The 26,031-nt window shown below is 61.4% G+C and carries 21 protein-coding genes; 9 read left to right on the top strand and 12 right to left on the bottom strand.

From position 1 onward, the window contains the following. The 6 genes from cfaB to ACP7EE_RS03520 all read right to left on the bottom strand — a co-directional run bounded on the left by cfaB (window position 1) and on the right by ACP7EE_RS03520 (window position 7,912). Window positions 1-1,188, bottom strand: coding sequence for a C17 cyclopropane fatty acid synthase CfaB (gene cfaB, locus ACP7EE_RS03545; protein ID WP_426203451.1), 1,188 nt, complete (start codon window positions 1,186-1,188; stop codon window positions 1-3). 144 nt (window positions 1,189-1,332) lie between these two features. Further along, window positions 1,333-3,240 (bottom strand): heavy metal translocating P-type ATPase, encoded by a 1,908-nt coding sequence (locus tag ACP7EE_RS03540; protein WP_426233532.1) that lies wholly within the window; start codon window positions 3,238-3,240, stop codon window positions 1,333-1,335. Beyond that, window positions 3,237-4,295: a protease modulator HflK gene (hflK, locus tag ACP7EE_RS03535; RefSeq protein ID WP_426203456.1), complete on the bottom strand. Its 1,059-nt coding sequence runs from the start codon at window positions 4,293-4,295 to the stop codon at window positions 3,237-3,239. The genes ACP7EE_RS03540 and hflK (ACP7EE_RS03535) overlap by 4 nt, the downstream gene beginning before the upstream one ends. After that, complete coding sequence (gene hflC / locus ACP7EE_RS03530) at window positions 4,292-5,332, bottom strand: protease modulator HflC (protein WP_426233529.1); 1,041 nt, start codon at window positions 5,330-5,332, stop codon at window positions 4,292-4,294. The genes hflK (ACP7EE_RS03535) and hflC overlap by 4 nt, the downstream gene beginning before the upstream one ends. Then, the gene (gene hflK / locus ACP7EE_RS03525; RefSeq protein ID WP_426233527.1) at window positions 5,329-7,287 is read right to left on the bottom strand and encodes a protease modulator HflK; all 1,959 of its coding nucleotides are present in this window, start codon (window positions 7,285-7,287) and stop codon (window positions 5,329-5,331) included. The genes hflC and hflK (ACP7EE_RS03525) overlap by 4 nt, the downstream gene beginning before the upstream one ends. A 151-nt stretch (window positions 7,288-7,438) precedes the next feature. After that, the gene (locus ACP7EE_RS03520; RefSeq protein WP_420649363.1) at window positions 7,439-7,912 is read right to left on the bottom strand and encodes an Lrp/AsnC family transcriptional regulator; all 474 of its coding nucleotides are present in this window, start codon (window positions 7,910-7,912) and stop codon (window positions 7,439-7,441) included. Between the two features lie 144 nt (window positions 7,913-8,056). Between ACP7EE_RS03520 and ACP7EE_RS03515 the strand changes: the two genes are divergently transcribed. Then, window positions 8,057-8,686 (top strand): LysE family translocator, encoded by a 630-nt coding sequence (locus ACP7EE_RS03515; protein WP_426233521.1) that lies wholly within the window; start codon window positions 8,057-8,059, stop codon window positions 8,684-8,686. On the opposite strand, the gene ACP7EE_RS03510 is transcribed toward ACP7EE_RS03515, so the two are convergent. From ACP7EE_RS03510 to ACP7EE_RS03485, 6 genes are read right to left on the bottom strand one after another with little or no spacing between them, the layout of a single operon-like run. Continuing rightward, entirely contained in the window at window positions 8,683-10,803 is a 2,121-nt protein-coding gene (locus ACP7EE_RS03510) for a hypothetical protein (RefSeq protein WP_426233519.1), read from the bottom strand. The two genes, ACP7EE_RS03515 and ACP7EE_RS03510, sit on opposite strands and share 4 nt — an antisense overlap. After that, window positions 10,790-11,986 (bottom strand): DUF3142 domain-containing protein, encoded by a 1,197-nt coding sequence (locus ACP7EE_RS03505; protein ID WP_426233517.1) that lies wholly within the window; start codon window positions 11,984-11,986, stop codon window positions 10,790-10,792. Before ACP7EE_RS03505 ends, ACP7EE_RS03510 begins: the two co-directional genes overlap by 14 nt. A 51-nt stretch (window positions 11,987-12,037) precedes the next feature. Further along, the gene (locus tag ACP7EE_RS03500; protein ID WP_426233515.1) at window positions 12,038-12,853 is read right to left on the bottom strand and encodes a class I SAM-dependent methyltransferase; all 816 of its coding nucleotides are present in this window, start codon (window positions 12,851-12,853) and stop codon (window positions 12,038-12,040) included. Then, entirely contained in the window at window positions 12,847-13,758 is a 912-nt protein-coding gene (locus ACP7EE_RS03495) for a class I SAM-dependent methyltransferase (RefSeq protein ID WP_420651326.1), read from the bottom strand. The genes ACP7EE_RS03500 and ACP7EE_RS03495 overlap by 7 nt, the downstream gene beginning before the upstream one ends. Further along, window positions 13,755-15,059, bottom strand: coding sequence for a glycosyltransferase (locus ACP7EE_RS03490; RefSeq protein WP_426233512.1), 1,305 nt, complete (start codon window positions 15,057-15,059; stop codon window positions 13,755-13,757). Before ACP7EE_RS03490 ends, ACP7EE_RS03495 begins: the two co-directional genes overlap by 4 nt. Then, window positions 15,053-16,612, bottom strand: a complete 1,560-nt coding sequence (locus ACP7EE_RS03485; RefSeq protein WP_426233510.1) for a glycosyltransferase — start codon at window positions 16,610-16,612, stop codon at window positions 15,053-15,055. The genes ACP7EE_RS03490 and ACP7EE_RS03485 overlap by 7 nt, the downstream gene beginning before the upstream one ends. 427 nt (window positions 16,613-17,039) lie before the next feature. On the opposite strand from ACP7EE_RS03485, the gene ACP7EE_RS03480 reads away from it, so the two are divergent. From ACP7EE_RS03480 to ACP7EE_RS03445, 8 genes are read left to right on the top strand one after another with little or no spacing between them, the layout of a single operon-like run. Then, on the top strand, window positions 17,040-17,954 hold the full coding sequence (locus ACP7EE_RS03480) for a GDP-mannose 4,6-dehydratase (protein ID WP_426233508.1): 915 nt from the start codon (window positions 17,040-17,042) through the stop codon (window positions 17,952-17,954). After that, entirely contained in the window at window positions 17,951-18,922 is a 972-nt protein-coding gene (gene gmd / locus ACP7EE_RS03475) for a GDP-mannose 4,6-dehydratase (RefSeq protein ID WP_426203482.1), read from the top strand. Before ACP7EE_RS03480 ends, gmd begins: the two co-directional genes overlap by 4 nt. Before the next feature lie 3 nt (window positions 18,923-18,925). Then, window positions 18,926-20,368, top strand: coding sequence for a mannose-1-phosphate guanylyltransferase/mannose-6-phosphate isomerase (locus ACP7EE_RS03470; protein ID WP_426233506.1), 1,443 nt, complete (start codon window positions 18,926-18,928; stop codon window positions 20,366-20,368). Further along, entirely contained in the window at window positions 20,369-21,166 is a 798-nt protein-coding gene (locus ACP7EE_RS03465) for an ABC transporter permease (protein ID WP_426233504.1), read from the top strand. Further along, window positions 21,166-22,419: an ABC transporter ATP-binding protein gene (locus ACP7EE_RS03460; protein ID WP_426233502.1), complete on the top strand. Its 1,254-nt coding sequence runs from the start codon at window positions 21,166-21,168 to the stop codon at window positions 22,417-22,419. The genes ACP7EE_RS03465 and ACP7EE_RS03460 overlap by 1 nt, the downstream gene beginning before the upstream one ends. Further along, window positions 22,416-23,783 (top strand): glycosyltransferase family 4 protein, encoded by a 1,368-nt coding sequence (locus ACP7EE_RS03455; protein ID WP_426233500.1) that lies wholly within the window; start codon window positions 22,416-22,418, stop codon window positions 23,781-23,783. The genes ACP7EE_RS03460 and ACP7EE_RS03455 overlap by 4 nt, the downstream gene beginning before the upstream one ends. Continuing rightward, window positions 23,767-24,897 (top strand): glycosyltransferase family 4 protein, encoded by a 1,131-nt coding sequence (locus tag ACP7EE_RS03450; RefSeq protein WP_426233498.1) that lies wholly within the window; start codon window positions 23,767-23,769, stop codon window positions 24,895-24,897. The genes ACP7EE_RS03455 and ACP7EE_RS03450 overlap by 17 nt, the downstream gene beginning before the upstream one ends. Continuing rightward, the gene (locus ACP7EE_RS03445) at window positions 24,898-26,028 is read left to right on the top strand and encodes a glycosyltransferase family 4 protein (protein WP_426233496.1); all 1,131 of its coding nucleotides are present in this window, start codon (window positions 24,898-24,900) and stop codon (window positions 26,026-26,028) included. Window positions 26,029-26,031 lie beyond the last annotated feature (3 nt).

Here is a 26,031-nt window from a genome sequence, read left to right as displayed (position 1 = left end):
CTAGGGGTTATAGATGTCGTCGCGGGTCCATGGCAGTTCATGGCTGCCGTCGGCGTGGGCTTTGACCGCAAGAATCTGGTGCAGATTGATCCAGCCACGGGCGAACGCGTAGGCGCAACCGGCGAGGTACAAACGCCAGATGCGCAGCGCCTGATCGGGAACCAACTTGCCAGCGGCTTCGAGATTGTCCTCCAGCCGCTCGCTCCAGTGATCCAGCGTACGCGCGTAATGCAGGCGCAGGCTTTCGACGTCGACAATCTCCAGCCCTGCATCACTGATCTCAGCCGAGATCATCGACAGGTGCGGCAGCTCGCCATTGGGGAACACGTATTTCTCGATGAACTCCCCGGCGCCGCGTCCGACCGGACGGCCATCAATGTGCTTGGCGGTGATGCCGTGGTTCATCACCAGGCCACCCTCCTTCACCGCGCCGAACAGGGTTTTGCAGTACTCGGCAAGATTGGCGTGGCCGACGTGTTCGAACATACCGACGCTGACCACTTTGTCGAAGCGTCCGTCTTGCGGCAGATCGCGATAATCGAGCAGTTGCAGCTCGACCAGATCTTCCAGACCTTCTTCCTTGACCCGCTCACGCGCCAGTTCCAGTTGTTCTTTGCTCAGGGTGATGCCGAACACTTTGGCGCCGAATTCGCGCGCGGCATAGCGCGCCAGTCCGCCCCAGCCACAACCGACATCCAGCAGATACTCGCCTGGTTGCAAGCGCAGCTTGCGGCACAGGTGGCGAAATTTGGCCTGCTGCGCCTGCTCAAGGGATTCGCTGCCGGTTTCGAAATACGCGCAGGAATACGCCATGTCGCTGTCCAGCCACAGTTGATAAAACGCGTTGGACAGGTCGTAGTGATAGGAAATGGCTTTGGCGTCGGTTTCCTTGTCGTGAGCCGCGCGCACAGGCTGGCTGCCATCATCGGTGCCGAGCAGCACTTGGCTCAACTCGTCGCAGACCCGAATGACTTCGCTGATCGAACCCTCAAGTTCGAGCTTACCCTCGACGAACGCTGCCCCCAGCGCGTCCAGACTTGGATGGGTGAGTTGGCTGACCATCTGTGGATCCTTGACCACAATGGTGACGCTGGGCGCCGGCCCCAGATTGAATTCGTGGCCGTCCCAGAGTCGCAGGCGAAGCGGTAGCTGCAGATTCTGCAAGGCCGGTGGAAGTTGCGCGAGCATGGAATATCCCCCCTTGTTTCAGACGTCTGATCTGAGGGTAGACCATCCTTGAAAAATAGCTGGCTATCGATTTGATCGCCGCGATCGATCAGCCGCGCAGGCTGCAACAGCCTGCGTATCCTTGCATCAGGGTGCACGAAACGATCAGTTCTGCTGTTTAAGCTTTAGCAGCGGTTCCTGAAAACGCAACAAACGCCCGGCATTGCCCAGCACCAGCAGCGTGCTCAGGTTGTGCAACAACGCCGCGATCATCGCCCCCGCAGCGCCGAGCCAGCCGAACGCAGCGAACACAACGATGGCCAGCGTCCAGCCAAGACCGATGATCACGTTGACCTGCAAAGTACGTCGGCACTGGCGACTGAGGCGCACACACGTACCGAGCCGGCGCAGGTCACTGCCAATCAACACGATGTCGGCCGACGCCAACGCGATGTCCGCACCGCCCGCGCCCATGGCCACGCCGACTACGCCGGCCTTGAGCGCCAGCGAATCGTTGATGCCATCACCGACCACCATCGGCCGGAAGCCGTTATGGATTTCCTTGAGGACACGATTGAGTTTGTCTTCAGGCAACGCTTGGGCTTCGACTTCATGCAGGCCGACATCCCGGGCCAGTGTCTGCGCGACGCTTTGGCGGTCGCCGGTCAACAGCAGTTGCCGCCCAAGACCCAGTTCGCGCAACTCGTTCAAGGCAAATCTGGCTTCCGGTTTCACCGTATCAGCCAGCAATAGCCAGGCAAGGAATTCGCCGTTCAGCGCCAGACCGGCAATCGGTCCGTCGTGTTCGGGAACTGCTGTGGTGACAATGCCCAGTTGCGCGAACAACTCGGGACGGCCCAAAGCCGCTTCACCCTGTGCAGTCATCGCCACTACACCGAGGCCTTGGCGTTCGTGAATATCAGTCAGCGGCAGAACCTGTTCGGCACTGACTAACCCCGCCAACGCCCGACTGACCGGATGGCTGCTGGCGGCACCGAGACTCGCGGCCAGCGCCTTCACCGCATATTCATCCGCATTCGAAGCGTCGATCGACTGCAAACGCAAAGTGCCGTAAGTCAGGGTCCCGGTCTTGTCGACCACCAGTGAAGTCAGGTCGGCCAGCTCTTCGAGAAACGCCGAGCTGCGAATCAGGATTCCATGCCGCGCCGCAACCGCAACGCCGGCAATCGCCGTGGCCGGCGCCGATAACACCAACGCGCATGGACATGCCGCCACCAACACCGCGAGCATCGCTTGCGCGTCATTGGTAATGAACCAGGTGACCGCCGCCAGCAGCAACACCAGCACCATGTAGCTGCCGGCATAACGCTCCAGCAACCGAGTGATTGGTGGCTTCGAGCGCTCAGCGTTCTGCATCAGCGCGATGACTTTACCCAGCGTCGATTCATCGCCGGTACGCGTCACTTCAATGCGCAACAAACCATCAAGATTGATCGCCCCGCCGAACACCGCCATGCCAACACCCGCCTCGACCGGCACCGACTCGCCGGTAATCGAAGCCGTGTCGAGACTCGCCTGACCCGAGAGCACGCGACCGTCGGCCGGTACGCGATCACCGGCGCGCACTTCAACCTTGTCGCCAGCCTTGAGCGTGCCGTTATCGACTTCGATGATCGAGCCGTCGGCCTGAACTTTACGCGCGTGGCTGCGGGTCAATTGGCCCAGTGCGTGAATCGCCTCTTGCGAGCCAATCACACTGCGCTCTTCCAGCACGTGGCCGAAGATCATGATGATCGGCAGCAGCGCCGCCGTCAGCAGATCACCGGTCGCCCAGGCCCCGAGCATGGCCAGCGCGATCAACTGATCGGTGATGCCATGCAAACTCGGATAGCGCAGGCTGTACCACGCCGAGCGCATCACCGGTACCGCGACTAATAAGGAAGCAAAACCCAGCAGTAACTGACTGACGCCGGTTTGTTCGGGCACCAGCCAACGCCAGATCAACCCTAAGCCAAGCAAGCCGAGAGCGAGCATGGCCAACGTCAGTTGGCGCGCGGCGCGGCGTTGTTCGGCCGAGGACAACAGGCTCGGTGCAGCGGTGGTCGCGCTCATTTACTGGCTCCCTGAATGATCAGGCGGGAATCGTCTTTCGGATTGACCGTAGTTACCGAACCGGCCTGGCCGAGAATCTTCGGCATGCGCTCGCGATACAAACGCAAGAGCATTTGTGGATCGGTGCCTTGCTGTTGCGCCTTGGCCAAACCCAGCACTGTGGCCGTGTCAGCCGAGGCTTGAGCCAGGCGTTCACCGGCCTGCGCGTGGGCGACTTGCAGCGTGCGGTCAGCTCGTTCGTTGGCGCTCTGCGTGGCTTTTTCGGCTTCCGTGCGCGCATTGGCCACCGCTTTGTCGGCTTGCTGACTGGCGGTGAGCACCGCATTGAAAGCGCTGATCGCCGCTTCCGGCAGGCTCGATTGCACATCGACTCGCGCCACTTCGATGCCGATGCCCTGCCCGCTGGCCTTCAATTCGGCCAGACGTTTGTTGATGCCTTGCACCAGATCACCGCGCAGTCGTTCGCGTCGTTCGGCTGCCTGACTATCGGAGCCGATCAGTTCTGGTCGCGCGACCAGAATGGTGTCCAGATCGCGCGCCGCGGTCAGGGCAAGCGCACTGCGCGTGACCAGTCGATCCAGCGCCGGCAGCACGTGATCGCTTTGCAGCACGAAATCGTATGGATCAGTGACCTTGTAAAACACCCGCACATCCAGCTCTACCACTCCTGCGTCACCGGTCAATAAATAACCAGAACCGGCCAGCGCATCGCTCAGCGGAGTGGCGAAGGTTGCAACGCGATCAGCCTGCAAGGCGACGTCGCTACGTAGCAGATTTTCAACGCGGCGCTCGATCACGCGATCCGCCGCTGGCAGCAGAACTACTTGCTCGAACGGCTGTGGCCAGGCCAGTAACAGGCCAGCGTTTTGAATGCGATCCAGTGCGCCGAAGTGCAAAACCACCGCGCGGTTCTGCGGGTCGATTTGCCGGACATTGGAGAATGCCCAGGCCAATGCCGCCAGAATCGTCACCGCGTACAACGCCCAAAACGCCAGACGTCCGGCCTGAATCCACGGACTATTTAGCGAGTTTGTTCCACGTGGAACTTCACTCATGGCTGCGATCCGGTTTTGCTGTCGAGAGTTGGCGGGCCATCCACCAGCACGCGAAATGGTGCGGCGTCGGTGCGCAAGATCAATTTGGTATCCGGCGTAACGATGGTGCCGAGGGTATCCAGCGACCGCAGCAGGTTATACAGCTGCGGCGAACCGGCGTAGGCGCGACCGTAAATCTGCGCGGCTTCTACTCGCGATTGCGCTTCGATTTCCGCCGCTTTCACTGTGGCATCCGCCTGCACAATCCGCGCATCGCGTTCGGCGGCGGAACGGATTTGCGCCGCTTCACGTTTTCCGATGGCGGTGCGTTCGGTGGCAATGGTTTCACGCTCGGCGCGCATCCGGTCGACGGTTGCAGTGAGCGTTACCGACGGCAAGGTCAATCGTTCGATACCAACTTGCACCACGCGCACGCCGTAAGTGGCGAGCAATTGCTGATCGATTTGCTGACGCAGCTGCGCTTCGAAATCGGCGATCTGTACTTTGCTGGCATCGGTGTTCACCAGATTCGCCAGATCAAAACTGCTGGCGGTGGTCTCCAGAGCCGAGCCAACAAAGGTGCGAATTTGCCGCGCTGCTTCGTCCGGTTGGTTCTGCACCGCACGCATGAAGCGCTGCACATTCTGCGGATCGCCCTGCACCTGCCACGCTACGTAGGCTTGAACAATGATGCGCAAACCATCGCGGGTGCCGACATCCTGCAAACCGCTGGAGGTGGTGCGCAGGCGCAGATCTACCGGGATCGCCGCTTCGAACGGTGCCGGCCAGCGCCAGCTCAAACCCGGCTCCAGCAACACGCGCGACGGATTACCGAAACGTGTGATGACCGTCGCTTCACCGGAGCGCACTTGCACAAGACTCGCCGCGGCAATGGCAAACGCTACCAGCAATGCGGCCCAACCCATGCGCCGCCAAGGAAACGGCCCTGCTTCCTCAGGCGCGCCGTGATGGTGGTGGTGATGGCCGTGATGTGCGCCGCCATGAGCATGACCGTGGCCGCTGTGGTCATGGTGATCGTGAGTGTGCGACTGGCTCAATGGGCGACTCCTGGTTGAGCGGTGGTGCGCGCCGGCGTCGGGTCAGCCGGCAGCGTGAACGTACGCAGGTCGATGGTCGGCGCATTGCTGCTGCCGCCGAGTCGATGGTCGAGTATCAGCAACTTGGCGTTGCTCAAGCCTTGGCTGAGCTGACTGAGATATTGCTCCAGCACAAACGCCTGACCGGCGCTCGCATAGGCCTTTTGCTCGGCGCTGAATTTCAGATCCGCCGCGCGCGCCGTGGCCTTGGTTTCACGAGCGTTGGCGCTGGCCTGATCCTGCGCCAGGCTGGCTTGCAGTTGTGCCTGATTACTGGCTTGCGCAGCCGCGCCGCGCTCACGCGAGATCAGCGCTTGTGCGCCAATCTGCGCGGCTTGCACGCTGTGATAAGCATTGGCAGCGCCGGCCGGCGGGTGAATTGCCTCGACCACGGTGGCGAGAATTTCCACGCCGCTATCGAGTTTTTGCAGATCACTTTGTACCGCTTGGCCAATCTCCTCGCCCAGCCCTACCCGGTCCTGACCGAGCAAACCGTCGAGGGTGCGCGAAGCAAAGTCGTGCACCAGAATCCGGCTTGCAGTGCTGCGGATCAGCGTCGGCACATCCGCTGTGTTGTAAGTCGCGGCCAACGCTGCTTGATCGGTCAGGCCGATGCGATAGACGAAGCGCACGTCCATGTTCACGATCTGAAAACTCTGCTGATCGCCCCGGCTGCTGGCGATCACTTGGGACTTATCGTTGACATGGCTGGCGTCCCACAAGCGGTTGGCGCTCAGCGGCGCGGGACCTTCAGCGGGATCAAGTTGCACCGGCGCAGGATTCTCGCCAACGCTGGTCGCGAGTTCATGCACCACGCCGTTTTCCACGTTCAATACGCGCCCTAACGGCCACGGCAGACCGGCGTGCAAACCCGGGCCGAACACCTGCACCGGTTTGCCGAAACGCTCGTAAATGCCCCGGCTTTGCAGCGGAATTTCGTGAATGCCGGTGAGCAACCACCCGACCACCGCCACCAACGCCAGCACCGGCAAAAACGCCCGGCGCATATAGCTGAAGGCCCAGATCTGCCGTAGATCGATGCCGAAGCGGTTGTGCAATTCGTGCTGTAAAGCGAGCAGCGGTCGCGGCGGCCAACGCAGCACATCCGCGATGAAACTGCGCGCCAGCAACGACGGTTCGAGTTGTTCACGGCGCGGGCTGAACAGCGACAGCACAGCGCGCAGCAGAAACTCCAGCGCGACCAACCCCGGCAAAATGCCGATCAGTACCGTTAGGCGCACTGGCCAAAGGGTGCTGTCACTGGCGAACAGCAGACACACCGCGCCGAGCACCAGACTGATGATTGCCACGCGCGTGAGTTGCGCCAGCGTTCCGGCTTCGGGCCACTGCGTCGGATTTTCCTGCGCCAGTTGCCGCTCCAGCACCAGCAAACCGAACGCCAGCAACAGCGCAATCGCAGCACCCACCGTCGCCGACAAACCCACGGCAGCAGCTGGCAGCGCAAGATTCCATACCTGCTCGATACTGAAGAGGATCAACAGTGCCCAGGCACCCAGCCACAACGTCGCCGCGCCAATCTGCCCGAGCAGATGCAGACTGCGCTGACTCATGCGATCGAGCAGCCGTTCGTACCAACCCTGCGGCGCAGATGGCTCTTGCGCAACCAGCACCGCCGCCACCGGATTGAGCACCCGCGCGCGCCACTCGGTTACCCATCGAGCAGACTGCATTCCGGCAACCAATACCAGCAACGCTGCACTCTGGTTGACCAGCAGCGCAGGCCACAGCGACTGCGGCGCAAACAGCCCGGCAAAACACGCCAGCACCCACCCGGCCCCGGCCAATCCACCCAGCCCGAGAACCCATCGCCGCAACCAGCGGCCCTGCGCCGCTGCTTGTTGAAAGCGCGGCAGACCGGCCACTTGCGTGCCTTCCAGCTCCAGATCAACTTGCATATTCCCCCGACAACCCTTGGTACATCGCACATAGCGTTACGATATAACGAAAGTCGTGAAATATTTGTATTCATTTGCGCTATTCAGGGACGCGAAACCTGTCGCTTGCCTGAAGCGTTGCGCGAATATTCGGGGCGGGGGCAGAACAGCTTCAGGTCGGCAGATGCTCCAGCGGCAACGCACCCGGCGCTTTCACCGTGTGAATCGCGAAGTTGCTGCGGATGTCACTCACGCCCGGCAGCTTCAGCAGGCAACCGCTGAGAAAGCGGTCATACGCGCGCAGATCCGGCACCACCACTTGCAGCAGAAAATCCGATTCGCCAGACACCAGAAACGCCGAGATCACTTCCGGCAGCGCCGTCACCGCGCGGTAAAACGCCTCGGCCTGTTCATCGTTGTGCCGTTCGACTTTCACCCCGACAAACACCGTCAGCCCCAGCCCGACTTCATCGCGATCCAGATTAGCCTGATAGCCGCGAATCACTCCCGCCTCCTCCAGCATGCGTACCCGGCGCAGGCACGGCGAGGCAGACAAGCCGATCTCGTCCGCCAGTTGCACGTTGCTCAGGCGGCCGTCACGTTGCAGTGCGGCGAGAATCTTGCGGTCGAAGGCGTCGAGTTTCATGCTTGGCAGATCCTGATGGTGACAACGGAGAAAAGCAGCAGATTATGCCAACCTGAAGGCTTTTTGAAGCTGACTACGCACGCACCTGCCCCGCCCTTCGGCCATAGACTGAAACGACCGAATCGACAACGAAAGGCGCGCAACATGGCAAATCTCTGGCTGTTTTTCCTGGCATTGGCGGTGGTTTATCTGTTGCCCGGGCCGGACATGATTCTGCTGTTGCAAACCGGCGCCCGCGAGGGTCGCGGTGCGGCATTGGCCACCGCGACAGGTTTGGCGGTGGCGCGGGCGTGTCATGTGGCGTTGGCCGCGTTAGGCCTGGCGGCGCTGTTCAAGGCTGCGCCGTGGACCTTTGATGTGGTGCGTCTGGCGGGTGCGGCGTATCTGTTGTGGATCGGCATTCAGTGCCTGCGCAGCACGCTGGTGCCGGAAATCAACGTCAGCGCCGTACCTGAGCGTAAGGCGCAATGGCGCGAGGCGATTCGCCGAGGTTTGCTGACCAACCTGCTGAATCCCAAACCGCTGCTGTTCTGCTCGGTGTTGCTGCCGCAATTCATCGTCGCCGACGGCGCGCCGGTGCTGACGCAGTTCGCTGTGCTCGGCGCCATGCTGGTCGGCATCGGGCTGTTGTTCGACAGCGCCTACGCCGTGACCGGCGCGGCGCTGGGTCGCTGGTTACATCACAACCCGACCGCCCAGCGCCTGCAGCAATGGCTGTTCGGCAGTTTGTTGATCGGCTTCGCAGTGCGCCTGACCTTCGTGCAGCAGGCTTAGGTTTTGCGGAGCTTGCGCTGGCGACGGTTGAACAGCATGAAGGCAATGCCGGCCACAACGACGAAGGCTGCGATCTGCACTGGCCACTTGTACGGACGCAGTGTCGAGCGTACCGAGTCCGTCACTTGTGTCACGTAGCGTTTGTCGGCGTTGGCGAAGTCGGGACTTTCGCACTGCCGGCCGAAATCTTCAGCCCACCATACGAAGGCACCTTCGTTGACGTAACGGCGATACAGCGCGCTCTGATCCTCAAGGCTGCTGTTCCAGCTGACAGCCGTGCACAGCACGGCGGCGAACGCCTGGCTGGAGTGCGGCAAGTTATCGGCCGCACGATTGGCCAGCGCCGTGGCGACAAATCGATAGTGATAACGCTGATCCGGCTGCGCTTCACTGGCTTTCTGCCGTTGCACTTCGGCTTCGCTGACCAGCGGCCCGACTTCCAGCGCAGTGGTTTGCAACTGATAGCTGCCGCCCAGAAGCGCGTAATCCGGGTCCATCTCGTAACTGAGAATATCGATGCCCGACTCCCGCGCAATGACCGCCGCGTTGAACAATGCGCTGGCACGTTTGGTCGGCCACCATGCGCTGTCCGCCGCGCGACGCAAGTCGCCGTACTGCCTGGCTGTGCTCTGCAGGCCTTCACTGTCGAAATAACCGACCGCCTCGGCATACTGCCCTTCGCGCAGCAAACGGCGGCCGAGCAGATTGCGCAGCCTGGTTGCCGATTGCACAGCCTCTGATTCCTCAGTCCGTACCGCTGGCACCCGCTTATCGACGTACTGCTTGAGCTCATCAAGGGTCAGCACGCGCTCGGCGACTGTCGCCGCGTCGAGCCAGTACATGCTCTGGCTGCGATAAAGCTGATCGAAGGCTTGTATGTACTCGCCTCGTTGCAGCGCAAGAATGGCGCTCTCCGCTTCAACCCGGCACTTGGGCCGGACCGACTCCAACTCCCAGTTGGAGGTGCGTTGCTCGCCCCAGGATTCACCCTGCGGGAACGCCTGCGCTGCCTTGGCGTACGCCGCTGCGGCAGCGCTTTTGTCGCCGTCACGCACTGCCAGTTTGGCGCGCAGCCACCACGCCAGGCCGCTGTCCCCGGCGTGTTCGAGAAAGCCCTTGGCACTGGCGTAATCGCCTTGGCGATAATTCATCGCGGCCAGTCGATCAGCATTGTCGAGGCTGCCGCGCGTGCTGTTTTGCAGCAGTTTGACCAGTTTTTTCTCGCTCGGCGGTTCTTCGCCATATGACCAGCCGAGACGGCTGACCAAGTACGCCGTCAGCAGTTTCTGCACGCCTTCATGCTGCATCAACTTCGCCAATTCTGGCTCGGGCATTTCTGCCAATTCGTTGGCCAACTGCTTCAACGAGGTGTATCCGACCATCGAGCCATGCACGCTCTGCGCCGCATACAGTTCGATGGCGCGATCCCAGCCCCCGGCGAAGCGCTCTGCCCGCGCTTCTTCACCGAGGCTGGCGACGCCCAGCCCCAACGGATCGCTGAAACCGTCGATGCTCAGTTGGCGTGCCTGACGGAACGCAGCAATAGCCTCTTCCAGCGGTTCCAGCCGATCGTTCGCCTCGGCACTCATGGCATACAGCGCGCGCCCGGCGGAATACGCCGCCCAGGTGCTGCGCAATGGTCGCTGTTCGGCCGGCAGCGCCAGCAGTTGGCGGAAATACTCGACCGCCAGTTGCTGATCGCCCGCGTTGAACGCCACCGCACCGGCCACGTACAGACGGATTTCCGCTGGCAGATTGCTGCCCTGAGCAAAGGCTTCCCGCGCATCGCTCAAGCCGCGCAGGCTCTGGACCAACGCTTGCTGTGGCCCGCTCAACCCGGACATTTCCGCTTTGTCGCGTTGCTCGGCGGGCTCGCTCGGTTCGGCGTAGAGCGTACCCGGACTGTCAGCGTCGGGAGTCAGATTCTTCAGCCCGGCGATGGACTTGCCGAGACGATTGATCTCGAAGTTGAAATTGCCCGCAGGCAGCTCCGACATGGTCTGCCCACGGTTATCGAGCAGGCGTGCCGGGAAATCCGGGCCGCAGGCCAGCGCCGAACCCAGCGGCAGGCTGAGGCTCAGACAAAGCAGATGGCGGGGCCAGTTACGGGTCAACATGCGAAGCTCCTTGATCAATATGTGCACAACGCGCCCAACCGATGGCGCGCTGCTTGCCCGCCGGCAACCGACCGTCGTGCAGGCGCGTGAAGGTAAGCAGATCCGGGCTTTGTTGCAACGTATAACCGGCCAGTGCATCCGCCCCCTCACAGCCACTGACTGCCACGCTCAATCGCGCGGGCCAGGGCGCGTCGAGATTGCCCTGATTGCCCAAGCTGATGTCGTACAGATCGCCTTGCGCGGTGATCGTCACAGCGAAATGGCTGGTCAACGCATCGCCTCGGGACACCGCGCGCAACGTGGTCAGACTCCACGCCCGGCGATCATGTGCCAGCGGCAGGCGGAACCAGATCAGCCCTGCCAGATGCGACGGACGATCGTCACGCAACGCCTGTGCGAGTTGGCTCAGTTGCAACGGATCGGCAAGCAACTCCCGCCGCTCCCCGCCCTGCCCGACCGGCACTTCACTTTCCACCACGGGCGCCCCGCCGTCGTCCGGCAGCAGCGCCACGCCATACGCGGGCAAAGCGAGATAAAAGGGTTTTTGCGTGACTCGCGCCCAGGCTTTTGCCCAACGCTGCGCTTGCTGCGGATCGAACAGTCCGCGCCGTGGATCACTGACCGCGTGCACCTGCAGCACGCTGCTGTCGACCGTGGCCAACAAGGCTGGCAGTTGCGCACTGTCGAGCCACGCCGGAAGTGCGGTGATGCTCAACGGCAACGATGCGGGTAACGCAGAACGCAGGTGTGCAAGGAATTCGCTGTAGGCCGGCAGCCGCGCATTCCCGGCATCGTGGTCAATCTCCACCCCGGCGAGTGTCAGGCCCTGCTGTTGCCAGTCATCAATAGCCTGAAGGATCTGCGCGGTAACCTGATCCTGATCCAATGACTTGAGCTGACCGTCGAGACGGATCACTGCAATCAGCGGGCGGCCATCGTTCTTGAGCAATTGTGCATTGATTCGCGCACGGCTCCATCCGGCCCGCGGGAAGGCCTGCAACGCCAACACGCGCAACGTCGAAAAATCGCCGCGGCTGTCCTTGAGCGCAGGCTCGTGGGCCGGCGTCCACTGGCGTTGCCAGATGTAGAGTTGCTGGTCGAGCGGCGCTGCGTCCTGCCGCTCGCAACCAACCAGCAGAAACACAGCTGCCAGCAGGCCCGAAAAACCCACGATAAAGCGCATACCTTTGCCAACCCCGTCATCACAAGGCTGCAAGGGTACACAAAAAAGTTGTTACGGCTTGCGCGCGATAATCACCTGACTTTTCGCCACCACCCCGTCCAGCGCTTCTTTGATCTGCGCCCCACGCGGCGAGTCGAGCACTGCCTGCCAGGTCTCGGCCCAATGGTTGAGCAGCGGGTGATCAGGGTTGTGCAGATCGACCTTGGCATCCCAGAACAGCAGCATCCACATCGACCAGTAAAACCCGTACTGGCTGTGGCTGATGATCTCCAGACCGGACTCGCTGACCATCAGCTTGAACTGTTCTTCAGTGATGACGCGGATGTGATTCGGCTTCTCGAAATACGCCGGCGCAGCGATGCCCTTTTGCAGATCCTCGGAACTCGGATGCGGCACGCTCAGCAAGTACAGCGCGCCCGGTTGCCCGACGCGTACCAGCTCGGCAAGGAACTGCGCCGGATCATCGACGTGTTCGAGGACTTCGGTGGACACCACCCGCGTCGCCGTGGCATCGGCGATCGGCAGTGGGTTGCCGTCCGTCACATGGCACTCGACACTTTGCGCCGTGGTTTCGCCCAACCGCAGGCGGGCCGCATCGATTTTGCTAGCGTCGATATCGGCGACGATCAGCTTAGCTCCGCGCATGCCGCAGAACTGCATGTTGCCGCCGTCACCGCAGCCAACGTCCAGCACCGTGTCCTCGGCCGTCACCGGGAAGCCTTTGTATAGCTCGCCGGTGGCATGGTTGAACCAGCCGCTGAGCATCGCGTCGCGCAAACCGAGGTCGAACGCGTTGATTGCGGGCGCTACCGGCGCGGCTGCCGGTGCAGGCGTCGGCGCCGTGAGTTTCTTCAACAGTCTCAGCATGGGGTGGCTCCAGAAATAGGCTCGGCGGATGGCGAAGCAGCATGCGGTTTGCGAGCGATGATCACCTGACTCTTGGGCATCAGTTGGTCGAGCACCTGCTTGATTGCCGGGCCGTCGGGTTGCGACAGCAGGTCGTGCCAGGTGCGCGCCCAACTTTCCATCAATGGCGGATACGGCGCCTGAATCCGGTCGCGTACCGCACCGTCCAGATCACGTCCGGCCGCACGCTCGCTGGCCCAGAAGAAAATCATCCCCATCACCCAGAAGAAGCCGTTGACCTGACGATGCTCGATCACCAGACCCGCGTCTTCAACCAGCGCCGCGAAGCGTTCCGCCGTGAAAATCTGCACGTGATTGGGTGACTGGTAATAACTGGCCGGGGCGATGCCCTTTTGCAAATGCTCGCCGACCGGTGCCGGCACGCTCAGCAGATACTGCGCACCGGGCTGGCCCATGCGCACCAGCTCGGCCATGAACGGTTCGGGATCATCGATGTGCTCGAGCACTTCCATGCACACCACTTTGCTCGCGCAGCCATCGGCCAGCGGCAACGGCAGGCTGTTGCTGACTAACCCGAGATTGGCCTTGGTCGATTGCGCATCAACCTGCCGGGCGAGTTCGCGCACTTTGTCGAGTTCGCTGTCGGTAAAAATCACCGAAGCGCCCTGACGTACGGCAAACAGTGTGGCCACGCCTTCGCCGCAACCGACATCAAGCAAAGTGTCGTCGGCGCCGATGGCAAAACCCTTGAGTAACTCACCTGTATCGCCGCGAAACCAGCCATCAAGGACGGCGTCGAGCAGGCCGATATCCCGCGGCGAAACGCGCTCGGTTAGCGGCTCAGGCGTCGGCGTCGGCGCAGGTGGCGCAGCGGGCAACAGGCGTCGGAGCAAAGCGCGGATCATGAGGCAGGCACTTGCGCGGCACTCAACGCACGGTGCTCGAACAGTTGCGCGAAAAAATCACCCAGACGCTGCTCAGCCACGGCCTGACTGCAAAATGCTTGCAGGCTCGACACCGCTTGCTCAGACATCTGCGCATAGCGTTGCGGCTGGTTTTTCGCGACCTCGTAGCTGGCGCGATAAGCGCTGCACACCGACGCCCAATTGGTCATGTAGCGCAGCGTGCGAAACGCTTTGCGCGGGTCGTGCGGCCAGGCCGTGAGTTCATCGGTGGACTCGATCACGAACGCATTGTCTGCGCTCAGATAATCGATCATCGCCGTAGTACGCGGCGCCACCGCCGGCTTGCCGCAGGACATGAATTCCATCAGCGGCAGACACTGACCTTCACCATAGGACGTGTTGACCACGTACCGCGTGGCCTGCACCAGCCGCTCGTAATCGGCGTCGGCGAGATAGCCGTAAATCAGCACGATGCGGCAGCGGTAAGACTGATTTTTGTACAGATGATGAAGAATGTCGCCAAGCGCTTCTTCAGCATCGTGATGAGTGAGTTTAAGTACCAGCGTGGCGTCCTCGACGTCACGAAAGGTCACGCAAAACGCGCTGAGCATGTCTTCCCAGTTCTTGCGGCCGTCACCCGGATTGAACACCGAGGTGTACACCACGCCGTCCAATACCAACTCCTGCTCACTGACCGGTGCCTCGAAATCGATGCCTGTGCCACGTCGCAAATCCTCTGGACCGAAGGCGTCGAGGTCGAGCTGGCGACTGTCGGCCACCAGTCCCTTGATCTTCAAACGCACCGATTCTGTCGTAGGCTGGCCTTGCAACTGCGCACCGCGCGCCGCGAAGCGATCCCACACCGGCGCCGGCACCGCGACAATCGGGTAATCCGCGCCCATCGCCTCGCGCACTGCGTTGACCGTGTAACTGGAATGGGTGATCGCCGCTCCGCAGGCCTGCAACACCGTGCGCCAGTCATTGCGCGGCTCGCCGGCAAACGCCTCGTTGGGAATGGTGCTGAACTCCCAGGCGAACACCGGCAGTGTCGGGCAGGCCAGATGGATCGGCGTGCGGTGCGGCGGCGAGAACGACAGGAACACGCACGGCTCGCCGCGCGCCAGACACTCCAGATACAGCGTGTCGACCTCACGCGCCGGATCAGTCACTTCGATCACCCGGCCGAGACGTTCGAGCACCGGTCGATATTCCTTGAGCACGAAGTAATAGCTGTACTCCGAGCGCCCGAGATTCTGCGCGATGGTGTGCTGGTTGGTTTCCGAATGAATGATGATCAGCATGCGGTGGTATCCGTCACGGGGCCGACGTCGACGCCCTCAGGCACGAGGCCGAAAAAAACTGCCATGCGCCGCTGCACCGGGGCAAACGCGCAGTATTCGTGCATGCGTTCTACGGCAGCGACGGACATGCGTCGGTAATCCTGCGGCTGGTCTTTGGCCATGCGGTAGCTGTTTTCGTAGGCGTTTTTCAGCGAGTTCCAGTCCGGCCGGTGACGCAAGGTGCGGTAAATGATGCGCGTGTCCTGCGGCCAGATGGTCAGCTCTTCGCTGGACTCGACGACGAACGCCACCGAGTCGTCAATGTAGTCTTCCATCGCCGTGTGATTGGGGGCGATCACCGGTTTGCCGCTGGACATGAACTCCATCAATGGCAGGCACAGCCCTTCGCAGCGCGAGGCGTTCACGTAGAAACTGGCGGCGGCGTAGAGGCGGGCGTATTGCGCGTCATCCAGATAACCGTGCAACACCAACACCCGGCAGGCGAACGGCGACAACTGCGCGAGCAGCGTCATCAGCTCGCTGTAATACGAGGACAAATCGCTTTGGGTGATTTTCAGCACCAGCGTCGCATCAGGCGTTTCGCGAAAGGCCCAGCAGAACGCGGTGACCAGATGATGCCAGTTCTTGCGGCCATCCCTGGGGTTGAACACGCTGACGTAGACCACACCGTCGACCGTGGTTTCGAGCACCGCAGAAGTATCCGGCAAATCCAGCGGAGCCGGCTCGGCCACGGTCACCGCGTGCGGCCCGGCGATGGCTGGCAGCCGTTGTTCGAGCCAGGCGTGGGCCTTGTCCGGGAACAGATCGCGCAGTCCTTCCCAGTACCAGTTATGCAGAAACGTCGTGCGCTCGACCGGCTCGGCCTGAGGCGGATTGAGCGCCCACAGGCGCAAATAATGACGGGCAATGACCAGGCGGCGTTTGAAGGTCAGCGGTGGCGGCCGCTGTGCCTCGATTTCCGCCAGTTGCTCGGGCGTCAGCGGTTTGGGCAGCAGGTCATCGGCGCACAGCCCCAACGTGCGACTGTCGAAAATGCAGCCCTTGATCGCCAGGGCCGCGCCGGGATTGATCGGCACACTGAGGTGTTGCTCGCGAATGGCGGCGAAGTTTTCCCACAATGGAGTGGGCAGCACCAGCACCGGAAAATCTTCACCCATGGCTCGGCGAATGGCGCGTGCGGTATGGCTCGACAGCGTGATGGCCCGGCCCTGGCGCGCGAGCATCTGCGTCCAGTCGTGACGCGGATCGTTGTCCCAGGACTCGTCGGGGATCGAATCGAATTCCCAGGCAATCACGCAGATCGTCGGGCACTCGAGAGCGGACGGGGTGTTCTGCGGCGGGGTGAACGACAGGAATACGCTGTCTTCGCCAGCAGCGACCAGTTGCCGATAGAGCGGATCAACCTCGCCAGCAGACGACACAACGTGCACGCGCCCGAGGCTTTCCAGCACCGGCCGATAGGCCTTGAGCACGAAGTAGTAACTGTATTCCGGACGTCCGAGACTCTGGCTGATGGAACGGTCGTTGACGTCCGAATAAAGAATGAAGTTCATGGCATCCCACGCTGAAACCGCCATCCCGGCAGCCTCACGCTATGACGGCCGAGCGTCGGATCGAACCGCCATCAGCGGTGCTCGTCCTGCGTCTTCGGGGCACGTCTCTGTTCTTGTTTTAGTGGTCGGTTTTACCCTGTCGTGCGATTCCTCTGCAGAACCTTGAAGAATCGCGACGAGGGGCATTCTAAACACATCCGTTGCGGTTCCGTGAACCGCCCGACGAGAAAAATCCAGCTACTCTGACGAGAACTGACCAGTCACGATTTGTCCTGTTGAAATTGCTGCGCAATTGGCACAGATTGGCAGCCAAACAACTACAACAAAGACTTCACCTGCCGTTCTGCCCGGTTTTTCCTACGTTCTGTCAGACATTTCTGGTAAGCCTGTGGGAATAGGTGAAAGTCAAAGACCAAGGGGTCGCTGTTTGAAAAAAAGTCTGTTCATCACGGGCCTCAGTGGGTTCGTGGGACAACACATCCAGTCACGTCTCAACGCGCAAGACGCGTCGTGGCAACTGCTGCCTGCCGCATCAGCCTACGACCTGACAAAACCGGACAGCCTCATCGACCTATGGCCGCAACTGCCTGATGCCGTGATTCACCTGGCCGGCCAGACATTCGTCCCCGAAGCCTTCCGTGATCCGGCGCGCACCTTTGATATCAACCTGCTCGGCACCCTCAATCTGTTGCAAGCGCTCAAGGCGCGTGGCTTCAAGGGAACGTTCCTGTACGTCAGCTCTGGCGATGTCTACGGTCAGGTCGCGGAATCCGCGTTGCCCATCACCGAACACCAACCACCCTGCCCGCGCAACCCGTACGCGGTGAGCAAACTGTCGGCCGAATTCCTCTGTCTGCAATGGGGTTTGAGCGAAGGTTTGCGGGCCTTGGTGGCGCGGCCGTTCAACCATATCGGTCCGGGGCAGAAAGACAGCTTCGTCATCGCCAGCGCCGCACGGCAGATCAACCGCATCAAGCACGGTCTGCAAGCGCCGCAGCTGGAAGTTGGCGACATTGACGTGACGCGCGACTTCCTCGATGTCAGCGACGTGATCTCAGCTTATTTCGCGCTGCTGGAAAACGGCACGCCAGGGCAGATATACAACATCTGTTCCGGGCGCGAGCAGAGCATTCGCAGCCTGATCGAACAGATGGGCGACCTGGCCGAGGTCGAGATGAAACTGGTTCAGGATCCGGCGCGCATGCGTCGCGCGGATCAGCGTCGCGTTTGCGCAAGCCATCAAAAGCTCAGCGAAACCACAGGATGGACGCCTGCAATCACAACACAACAATCCCTGCGGGCGATCCTGTCCGACTGGGAGAAGCGAGTATTACAAGAATGACAAAAAGTGCATTGATCACAGGGATCACCGGTCAGGACGGCGCGTATCTGGCCAAACTGCTGCTGGACAAGGGCTATAAGGTTCACGGTCTGGTGGCCCGGCGCAGCAGCGATTCGCGCTGGCGCCTGCGCGAAATGGGCGTTGAAGCCGATATCGTCTACCTCGACGGCGACATGGCCGATGCCTGCTCGGTGCAGCGCGCAGTAATCAAGTCGGCGCCGGACGAGGTGTACAACCTTGCCGCGCAAAGCTTCGTCGCGGCGTCCTGGGATCAACCGGTGACCACCGGTATCGTCGATGGCCTGGGCGTGACTCACCTGCTCGAAGCGATCCGCCAGTTCAGTCCGCACACGCGTTTCTATCAGGCCTCGACCAGCGAAATGTTCGGCCTGATCCAGGCTGAGCAGCAGGATGAGAACACGCCGTTCTATCCGCGCAGCCCGTACGGCGTGGCCAAACTCTACGGCCACTGGATCACCGTCAACTACCGCGAAAGCTTCGACCTGCACGCCAGCAGCGGCATTCTGTTCAACCACGAATCACCGCTGCGCGGCATCGAATTTGTTACGCGCAAAGTCACCGACGCCGCCGCCCGCATCAAGCAAGGCAAACAGCACGAGCTGAGCCTGGGCAATATCGACGCCAAGCGTGACTGGGGTTTTGCCGGCGACTACGTCGAAGCCATGTGGCTGATGCTGCAACAGGACAAGCCTGACGATTTCGTGGTCGCCACCGGCGTCACCACCACCGTGCGCGAGATGTGCCGCATCGCTTTCGATCACGTCGGCCTCAACTACCGTGATTACGTGAAGATCGACCCGGCATTCTTCCGTCCGGCCGAAGTTGAAGTACTGCTCGGCAACCCGGCCAAGGCGCAGCGCGTGCTGGGCTGGAAACCGAAAACCGATCTGGACACCCTGATCCGCATGATGATGGATGCGGACATGAAACGCGTCGCCAAGGAGTAGGCCATGCTGATCCCCGTGATTCTGTCCGGCGGTGCCGGGACTCGTTTGTGGCCGGTGTCCCGCGAGGGCCATCCGAAACCGTTCATGACCCTGCCCGACGGCCAGTCGCTGCTGGGCAAGACCTACCGGCGTGCGGCCGCGCTGCTCGACGGTTGGGGCGACATCGTCACGGTGACCAATCGCGAGTACTACTTCCAGAGCAAGGATCACTATCAGGCCGCGCGCCTGTCGCGCCATCGCGGGCACTTTGTGCTGGAGCCGGCCGGGCGCAATACCGCACCGGCCATCGCCGCCGCTGCCCTGTCGCTGCAAGCGTTGCATGGCGATGAAGCGATCATGGTGGTGATGCCCGCCGACCATTTGATCGTCAATGAAGAGGCGCTGAAAAGCGCAGTCGAGCACGCCGTGCAATTGGCCAAGGACGGTTATCTGGTGACCTTCGGCGTAGTGCCGAACGCTCCGGAAACCGGCTTCGGCTACATCGAAACCGGCGCGCCACTGGATGCTCGCGGCGCCGCCAAAGTGCAGCGCTTTGTGGAAAAACCCGATCTGCAAACCGCCACTCATTATCTGGAAAGCGGCAACTTCCTGTGGAACTCGGGGATGTTCTGCTTCACCACCGCAGCCGTGATCGCCGAGTTGCAAAAACACGCCCCCGAGTTGCTGGAACAGACCCGCGCCTGCATGGCCGTCAGCGATCCCGTGGAAACCGGTGGTTGCCTGCAACAGGAACTGTCAGCCGAACTGTTTGCCGCGATCACCGACATTTCCATCGACTACGCGCTGATGGAACGCTCGGAAAAAGTCGTCGTGGTGCCCGCCGGTTTTGACTGGAGCGACATCGGCTCCTGGGGCGCAGTCGCGGCGCTGGTACCGGCCGATGCCGACAACAACCGCACCAGTGGCGAAGCGATTTTCATCGACAGCCACAACAACTTCGTACAGAGCGAAGGCCGTCTGGTAGCCGCCGTGGGCGTGGATAACCTGATCGTCATCGACACGGCCGACGCCGTGCTGGTGGCCCATGCCGACCGCGCGCAGGACGTGCGACGCGTGGCCAAGCAGCTCAAGGACAAATCCCACGAAGCCTATCGCCTGCACCGTACGGTCAGCCGCCCGTGGGGCACCTACACCGTGCTCGAGGAAGGCCCGCGCTTCAAGATCAAGCGCATCGTGGTCAAGCCGGGGGCCAAGTTGTCGTTGCAGATGCACCATCATCGCAACGAGCACTGGGTGGTGGTCGAAGGCATGGCCAAAGTCACCAACAATGGCAGCGGCACTACGCTGGTAGCCAAGAACGAATCGACGTTTATCGCCGCCGGACACAAGCACCGCCTGGAAAACCCCGGCGTGATCGATCTGGTGATCATCGAAGTGCAAAGCGGCGAATACCTTGGCGAAGACGACATCGTGCGCTTCGAAGATCAGTACGGCAGGACGGTTTGAATGCTGCTTTCCCTGTACCGCTCGCTGCGCAGTTATCGTGGATTCATCCTCGGTAGCGTGCAGCGAGAGTTTCAAGCGCGGTATCGCAATTCGCTGTTCGGCGCGCTGTGGACGGTACTCAATCCGCTGTCGATGATCATCGTCTACACGGTGATTTTTTCGCACATCATGCGCGCGCGATTGCCCGGTGTGGACGACGGCATGGCCTACAGCGTGTACCTGTGCGCCGGTCTGCTGACCTGGGGTCTGTTCTCGGAAATCACCCTGCGCAGCCAGAACATGTTTCTGGAAAACGCCAACCTGCTGAAGAAGATCAGCTTCCCGCGCATCTGCTTGCCGGTGATCGTGCTGATGAATGCCGGGATCAACTTCGCGATCATCATCGGTCTGTTTCTCGGTTTCCTGCTGATTACCGGACGCTGGCCGGGCATGGCGCTGTTTGCATTGCTGCCGCTGTTGGCGCTGCAAGTGCTGTTCTGTGCCGGGCTGGGGATGATTCTTGGCGTGTTGAACGTGTTTTTTCGCGATGTCGGGCAATTGTTCGCCATCTGCCTGCAATTCTGGTTCTGGCTGACACCGATCGTTTACCCGATCACGATCCTGCCGGAATGGGTACAGCGTCTGCTGCAACTCAACCCGCTGACCAACCTCATCGGTAGTTATCAGAACCTGTTTCTCTACGGCCAATGGCCGGTGTGGAGTTCGCTGCTGCCGATTTTCGTCTTAGGCCTGCTGTTCTGCGCAATCGGTCTGCGCCTGTTCCGCCGCCGGGTCGGCGAAATGGTGGATGAACTCTGATGGGGCACATACGCGTCACCGGTCTGGGCAAGGCCTACAAGCAATACCCCACGCGCTGGAGCCGACTGGCGGAATGGCTGATCCCGTTTTCGCCACTGCGTCACCGTCAACACTGGGTTTTGCAGGATGTGAATTTCGAGATCGCCCCCGGTGAAGCGGTGGGCATTGTCGGCGTCAACGGTGCTGGCAAAAGCACCCTGCTGAAGATGATCACCGGCACCACCCAGCCGACCTGCGGGCATATTCAACTTGAAGGCCGAGTCGCCGCGCTGCTGGAGCTGGGCATGGGTTTTCACCCTGATTTCACCGGCCGGCAGAACGCCATAATGGCCGGGCAACTGCTCGGTATGCAGGTCGAAGAAATCGAAACGCTGATGCCGGACATCGAACGTTTCGCCGAAATCGGCGAAGCCATCGATCACCCGGTGCGCACCTATTCCAGCGGCATGCAGATGCGCCTGGCGTTCAGCGTCGCCACCGCGCGGCGTCCGGACATTCTGATCGTCGACGAAGCGCTGTCAGTCGGCGATGCGTACTTTCAGCATAAAAGCTTCGACCGCATCCGCAGCTTCCGCAAGGCCGGCACCACGCTGTTGATTGTGTCGCATGACCGCTCGGCGATTCAGTCGATCTGCGACTCGGCGATCCTCCTCGAGGGCGGGCGCATGGCCATGCACGACAAGCCGGAAGCGGTCATGGATTACTACAACGCCCTGCTCGCCGAACGCGAAGGCCAGACCGTGCGCCAGGAAACCCTCGCTGGCGGCCAGGTGCAAACCGTGTCCGGCACCGGTGAGGCCGGGATCCTCAGCGTGCGCCTGCTCGACGAACGCGAGCGCTCGATCGACGCGGCTGAAGTCGGCCAAGCGGTGGTGCTCGAGGTGCAGGTCGAGATCCGCCAGGACATTGAACGGCTGGTGCTCGGTTTCATGATCAAGGACCGCCTCGGTCAGGCCATGTACGGCATCAATACTCATCGGCAGAATCAGGCGCTGGACGATTTGCATGCGGGTGAGCGCATTACCTACCGTTTTGCCTTCGTCATGGGCCTGGGCAAGGGCAACTATTCGGTGGCGTTGAGCCTGTCGCGGCTGGATTCGCATCTGGATCGCAATTTCGAATGGCGTGACTACGGGCTGGTGTTCCACGTGATCAACAACCGTCAGGAGGACTTCGCCGGCTGCTCGTGGCTGGGGGCAAAAACCTCGATCACTCGCAGCGCCGAAGCCGTGCTCACGGAGCGCGCGCCATGACTCGCCTGCTGGTCGAATGCACGCATGTGTTCAAACACCCGAAAATCAATTCGGGGATTCAGCGCGTGGTGCGCAACGTCATCCAACAACTGCCGCCGAGCGCGCGGGGCGTCGAGTGCCTGCCGGTGGTGGTGCTCAAGGGCAAGCTGTACCGCGTGACGCGCCTCGCGCCGCTGGACTCACCGATTTTCAACACGATTGTGACCTTCGGCGAACGCTTCGAACGCCTGGCGCATCGCTTCTGGCAGCTACATCAGCGTCTCGACAGCCGCTGGCGCAGCAAAACGCTGCGGCGTCTGTTGTACGTCGGTTACCGGCTGACTTCGTTCGGCCTGTTCGGCATCCCGCTGCGCCTGATCGAGCAGATCAACCGCTATCAATTGCCCCAGCGCTGTGAGCCGCTGCAACACCAGCCGGGCGATCAGTTGGTGCTGCTGGATTCGTCCTGGCACTCTGATTTTTTCCTGCATGCCGAACGCCTCAAGCATGACGGCGTGGGCATTGTGGCGGTGATCTACGACCTGATTCCCTTATCGCATCCGCAGTTTTACGACACGCGGCTGGTCGAGGTGTACGGGGAGTGGTTTGATTGGATCAGCCGCAACGCCGACGGCTACATGGCGATTTCTGCAACCGTCCGTGATCAGGTGCGGGCAGAACTGCAGCAGCGGATCGGCACAGCCGAAGTAGAAAAACGCTGGTTTGATTTCTTTCACCTCGGATCGGAACTGGATCTGCGCAGCGCCGACGCCGCGGTCGAGCCGCGTTTGAAGCAGATGTTCACCCGCCCCGAGCCGGTGTTCCTGATGGTCAGCACCATCGAGCCGCGCAAGAACCACGACTACCTGCTGGACGCCTTCGAACGCGCCTGGGCTTGCGGCTCGCAAGCGCGGCTGTGCATCGCCGGACGTATCGGCTGGAAATGCGACGCCCTGCTCGCCCGGATACGCAACCATCCCGAGCTGAACCGCCGACTGTTCATGTTCAACGATCTGAGCGACACCAGCCTTGAACACGCCTACGCCCACGCCAGCGCGCTGGTGTTTCCGTCGTTCGTAGAAGGCTTCGGCCTGCCGCTGGTGGAAGCCATGCAGCGTGGCTTGCCGGCGATGGGCAGCGACATTGCAGTGTTCCGTGAAATCGGTGGCGAATTCATGGCCTATTTCGATCTGCACGACCCGCAAAGCCTTGCCGATCTGGTGACCGGGTTTGAGCGCAGCGCCGAGTTTCCCGCCGCGCGCAATGTGGCCGATTGGCAATGGATCGGCTGGCGCGAGGCGAGTCTGCAACTGGCGGAGCGCACCGCGCGCAATGTGCTTGAGGCGCCGACGGCGCAAGCGAGGGCCTATGCGCATTGCCCTTAACGCACGCATTCTGCAAGCACCGCGCACCGGCATTGGCCAGTACGTCGCCGAACTGGTCAACGCGTTGCGCAGCGAGAATGATGTCGAGGTGGCGCTGTTCCACGGCTGGGGCTGGAGCTCGCAACTGCCCGACGCGGCGATGCCCGGTTATTCGCGTCTGACGCCGCTGCTGCGGCAGATCCCCGGCGCCTATCAGGCGCGCCGCTGGCTGGAGCAGAAACGCTTCGATCAGGGCCGCGCTCAAAACATCGATCTGTATCACGAACCGAGCCTGTGGCCGCTGGCCTTCGACGGTCCGACCGTGATTACGCTGCACGATCTGACCCATCTGCACTTCCCCGAGACCCAGCCGCCGGCGCGGCTCAAGGAAATCGAACGACGGCTGGCCATTGGGGTGCAGCAGGCGCAAGTCATCCTCACTGACTCGCAAGCCATCGCCGACGAGGCTCAGGATTATTTCGCCCTGCCCGCCGAGCGTTTCGTGGTGGCGCCGCTGGGCGTGGCCGAGCGTTTCCATCCACGCGAGCCGCACGCCATCGACGCCGTACTCAAGGCGCATGCGGTCACCGCGCGCGAGTACTTTCTGTGTGTCGGTACGCTGGAGCCGCGCAAGAATCTGAGCCTGGCCCTGCGCGCCCACGCCTTGCTGCCCGAAGCCGTGCGTCAACGCTTCCCGCTGCTGATCGTCGGCATGGCTGGCTGGCAGCGCGAGCAGTTCAGTGACGAGCTGCACCAGGCACTGGCGTGCGGGCATGTGTGCCTGCTCGGTTATCTGCCAGATGAACAAGTCGCGCAGCTATTGGCCGGCGCCCGGGCACTGATTTTTCCTTCGCTGTATGAAGGCTTTGGCTTGCCGGTTCTGGAAGCGATGGCCAGCGGCACACCAGTGGTGGTCACCCGATCTTCGGCGATGCCGGAGGTCGCGGGCGCTGCCGGCAACTATATTGAAGCTGACGATGCAGCAGGCTTGCGCGACGCAATGAGCCAACTGATCGACGATCAAGCGCATTGGCAGGCATGCCGAGAAGCCGGATTGCAGCAGGCACGGCTTTTTTCCTGGACACATTGCGCGCGGGCCACGGCCAGCGCCTATCGCCAGGCCATGGGAGGTTGAATGCGAGTTCTTCATTTTTTCAAAACGTACCTGCCGGATTCGGTCGGCGGTATCGAACAAGTGATCTTCCAGCTCTGCGAAAGCGGCGCCGCGCACGGCATCGAAGGCCAGGTGCTGACCCTGAGCACCGATCCAGTGCCGCCAGTGGTCAAGCTCGGCCAGCACGAAGTGCACCGGGCCAAACTGGATATTCAGTTTGCCTCCACCGGGTTCTCCTGGAGCGTGTTCAAGCAGTTTCGTGAATTGGCTGCCGAGGCCGACGTGGTCAATTACCATTTTCCGTGGCCGTTCATGGATCTGGTGCATTTCGCCAGCGGCGTGAATAAACCTACGGTCGTGACCTATCACTCGGACATCATTCGTCAGAAGCACCTGTTGAAACTCTACCGGCCACTGATGAACCGCTTTCTGTCCAGCGCCGACCGGATTGTCGCCGCGTCGCCAAACTACCTGCACACCAGCGACGTGTTGCAGCAGTTTCAGGACAAGACCCGAGTTATCCCTTATGGATTGAACAAGGCAGGTTATCCACAGCCTGACACCGAACGGATGAATCACTGGCGGCAGAAGCTTGGGGATAAGTTTTTTCTGTTCGTTGGAGTGATGCGTTACTACAAGGGTTTGCACATCCTGCTGGATGCGCTGAAAGAGGTGGATTACCCGGTGGTGATCGTCGGCGCCGGTCCGCTGGAGCAGGAACTGCATGCGCAAGCCGCTGCGCTGGGGCTGCGCAATATCCACTTCCTCGGGCGCCTGGGCGATGAGGACAAGGTCGCGTTGCTGCAACTGAGCTATGCCATCGTGTTTCCGTCGCATCTGCGCTCGGAGGCGTTCGGCATTTCCCTGCTGGAAGGTGCGATGTACGGCAAGCCGATGATCTCCAGCGAGATCGGCACCGGCACCAGTTACATCAATATCCATAACGAGACAGGCCTGGTGGTGCCGCCGAGTAATCCACAGGCCTTCCGCGAGGCGATGCGCACCCTGTGGGAAAACCCGACCCGCGCCGCCGAAATGGGCGTCAAGGCTGAGGCCCGTTACCGCCAGTTATTCACAGCCGACGAAATGGGCCGCAAGTGGACCGAGCTGTATCAGGAGTTGCTGGCGGAAAAATCCCTGTCGTACGCCTGAACC

Source organism: Pseudomonas sp. TWP3-2, assembly GCF_049897765.1.
Lineage (GTDB): Bacteria > Pseudomonadota > Gammaproteobacteria > Pseudomonadales > Pseudomonadaceae > Aquipseudomonas.
Note: the sequence above shows the minus strand (reverse complement) of the source record. Positions and strands in the feature narration are given on the sequence as shown.

What these genes read in the sequence shown, in the direction of transcription:
- ACP7EE_RS03505 (WP_426233517.1), bottom strand. Translation starts at nt 11,986, where the DNA reads ATGCGCTTTATCGTGGGTTTTTCGGGCCTGCTGGCAGCTGTGTTTCTG.
- cfaB (WP_426203451.1), bottom strand. Translation starts at nt 1,188, where the DNA reads ATGCTCGCGCAACTTCCACCGGCCTTGCAGAATCTGCAGCTACCGCTT.
- ACP7EE_RS03465 (WP_426233504.1), top strand. Translation starts at nt 20,369, where the DNA reads ATGCTGCTTTCCCTGTACCGCTCGCTGCGCAGTTATCGTGGATTCATC.
- ACP7EE_RS03490 (WP_426233512.1), bottom strand. Translation starts at nt 15,059, where the DNA reads ATGCTGATCATCATTCATTCGGAAACCAACCAGCACACCATCGCGCAG.
- hflK (WP_426203456.1), bottom strand. Translation starts at nt 4,295, where the DNA reads ATGAGTGAAGTTCCACGTGGAACAAACTCGCTAAATAGTCCGTGGATT.
- ACP7EE_RS03455 (WP_426233500.1), top strand. Translation starts at nt 22,416, where the DNA reads ATGACTCGCCTGCTGGTCGAATGCACGCATGTGTTCAAACACCCGAAA.
- ACP7EE_RS03510 (WP_426233519.1), bottom strand. Translation starts at nt 10,803, where the DNA reads ATGTTGACCCGTAACTGGCCCCGCCATCTGCTTTGTCTGAGCCTCAGC.
- ACP7EE_RS03515 (WP_426233521.1), top strand. Translation starts at nt 8,057, where the DNA reads ATGGCAAATCTCTGGCTGTTTTTCCTGGCATTGGCGGTGGTTTATCTG.
- ACP7EE_RS03495 (WP_420651326.1), bottom strand. Translation starts at nt 13,758, where the DNA reads ATGATCCGCGCTTTGCTCCGACGCCTGTTGCCCGCTGCGCCACCTGCG.
- ACP7EE_RS03460 (WP_426233502.1), top strand. Translation starts at nt 21,166, where the DNA reads ATGGGGCACATACGCGTCACCGGTCTGGGCAAGGCCTACAAGCAATAC.
- ACP7EE_RS03485 (WP_426233510.1), bottom strand. Translation starts at nt 16,612, where the DNA reads ATGAACTTCATTCTTTATTCGGACGTCAACGACCGTTCCATCAGCCAG.
- ACP7EE_RS03470 (WP_426233506.1), top strand. Translation starts at nt 18,926, where the DNA reads ATGCTGATCCCCGTGATTCTGTCCGGCGGTGCCGGGACTCGTTTGTGG.
- ACP7EE_RS03445 (WP_426233496.1), top strand. Translation starts at nt 24,898, where the DNA reads ATGCGAGTTCTTCATTTTTTCAAAACGTACCTGCCGGATTCGGTCGGC.
- ACP7EE_RS03520 (WP_420649363.1), bottom strand. Translation starts at nt 7,912, where the DNA reads ATGAAACTCGACGCCTTCGACCGCAAGATTCTCGCCGCACTGCAACGT.
- ACP7EE_RS03450 (WP_426233498.1), top strand. Translation starts at nt 23,767, where the DNA reads ATGCGCATTGCCCTTAACGCACGCATTCTGCAAGCACCGCGCACCGGC.
- hflK (WP_426233527.1), bottom strand. Translation starts at nt 7,287, where the DNA reads ATGCAAGTTGATCTGGAGCTGGAAGGCACGCAAGTGGCCGGTCTGCCG.
- ACP7EE_RS03500 (WP_426233515.1), bottom strand. Translation starts at nt 12,853, where the DNA reads ATGCTGAGACTGTTGAAGAAACTCACGGCGCCGACGCCTGCACCGGCA.
- ACP7EE_RS03540 (WP_426233532.1), bottom strand. Translation starts at nt 3,240, where the DNA reads ATGAGCGCGACCACCGCTGCACCGAGCCTGTTGTCCTCGGCCGAACAA.
- gmd (WP_426203482.1), top strand. Translation starts at nt 17,951, where the DNA reads ATGACAAAAAGTGCATTGATCACAGGGATCACCGGTCAGGACGGCGCG.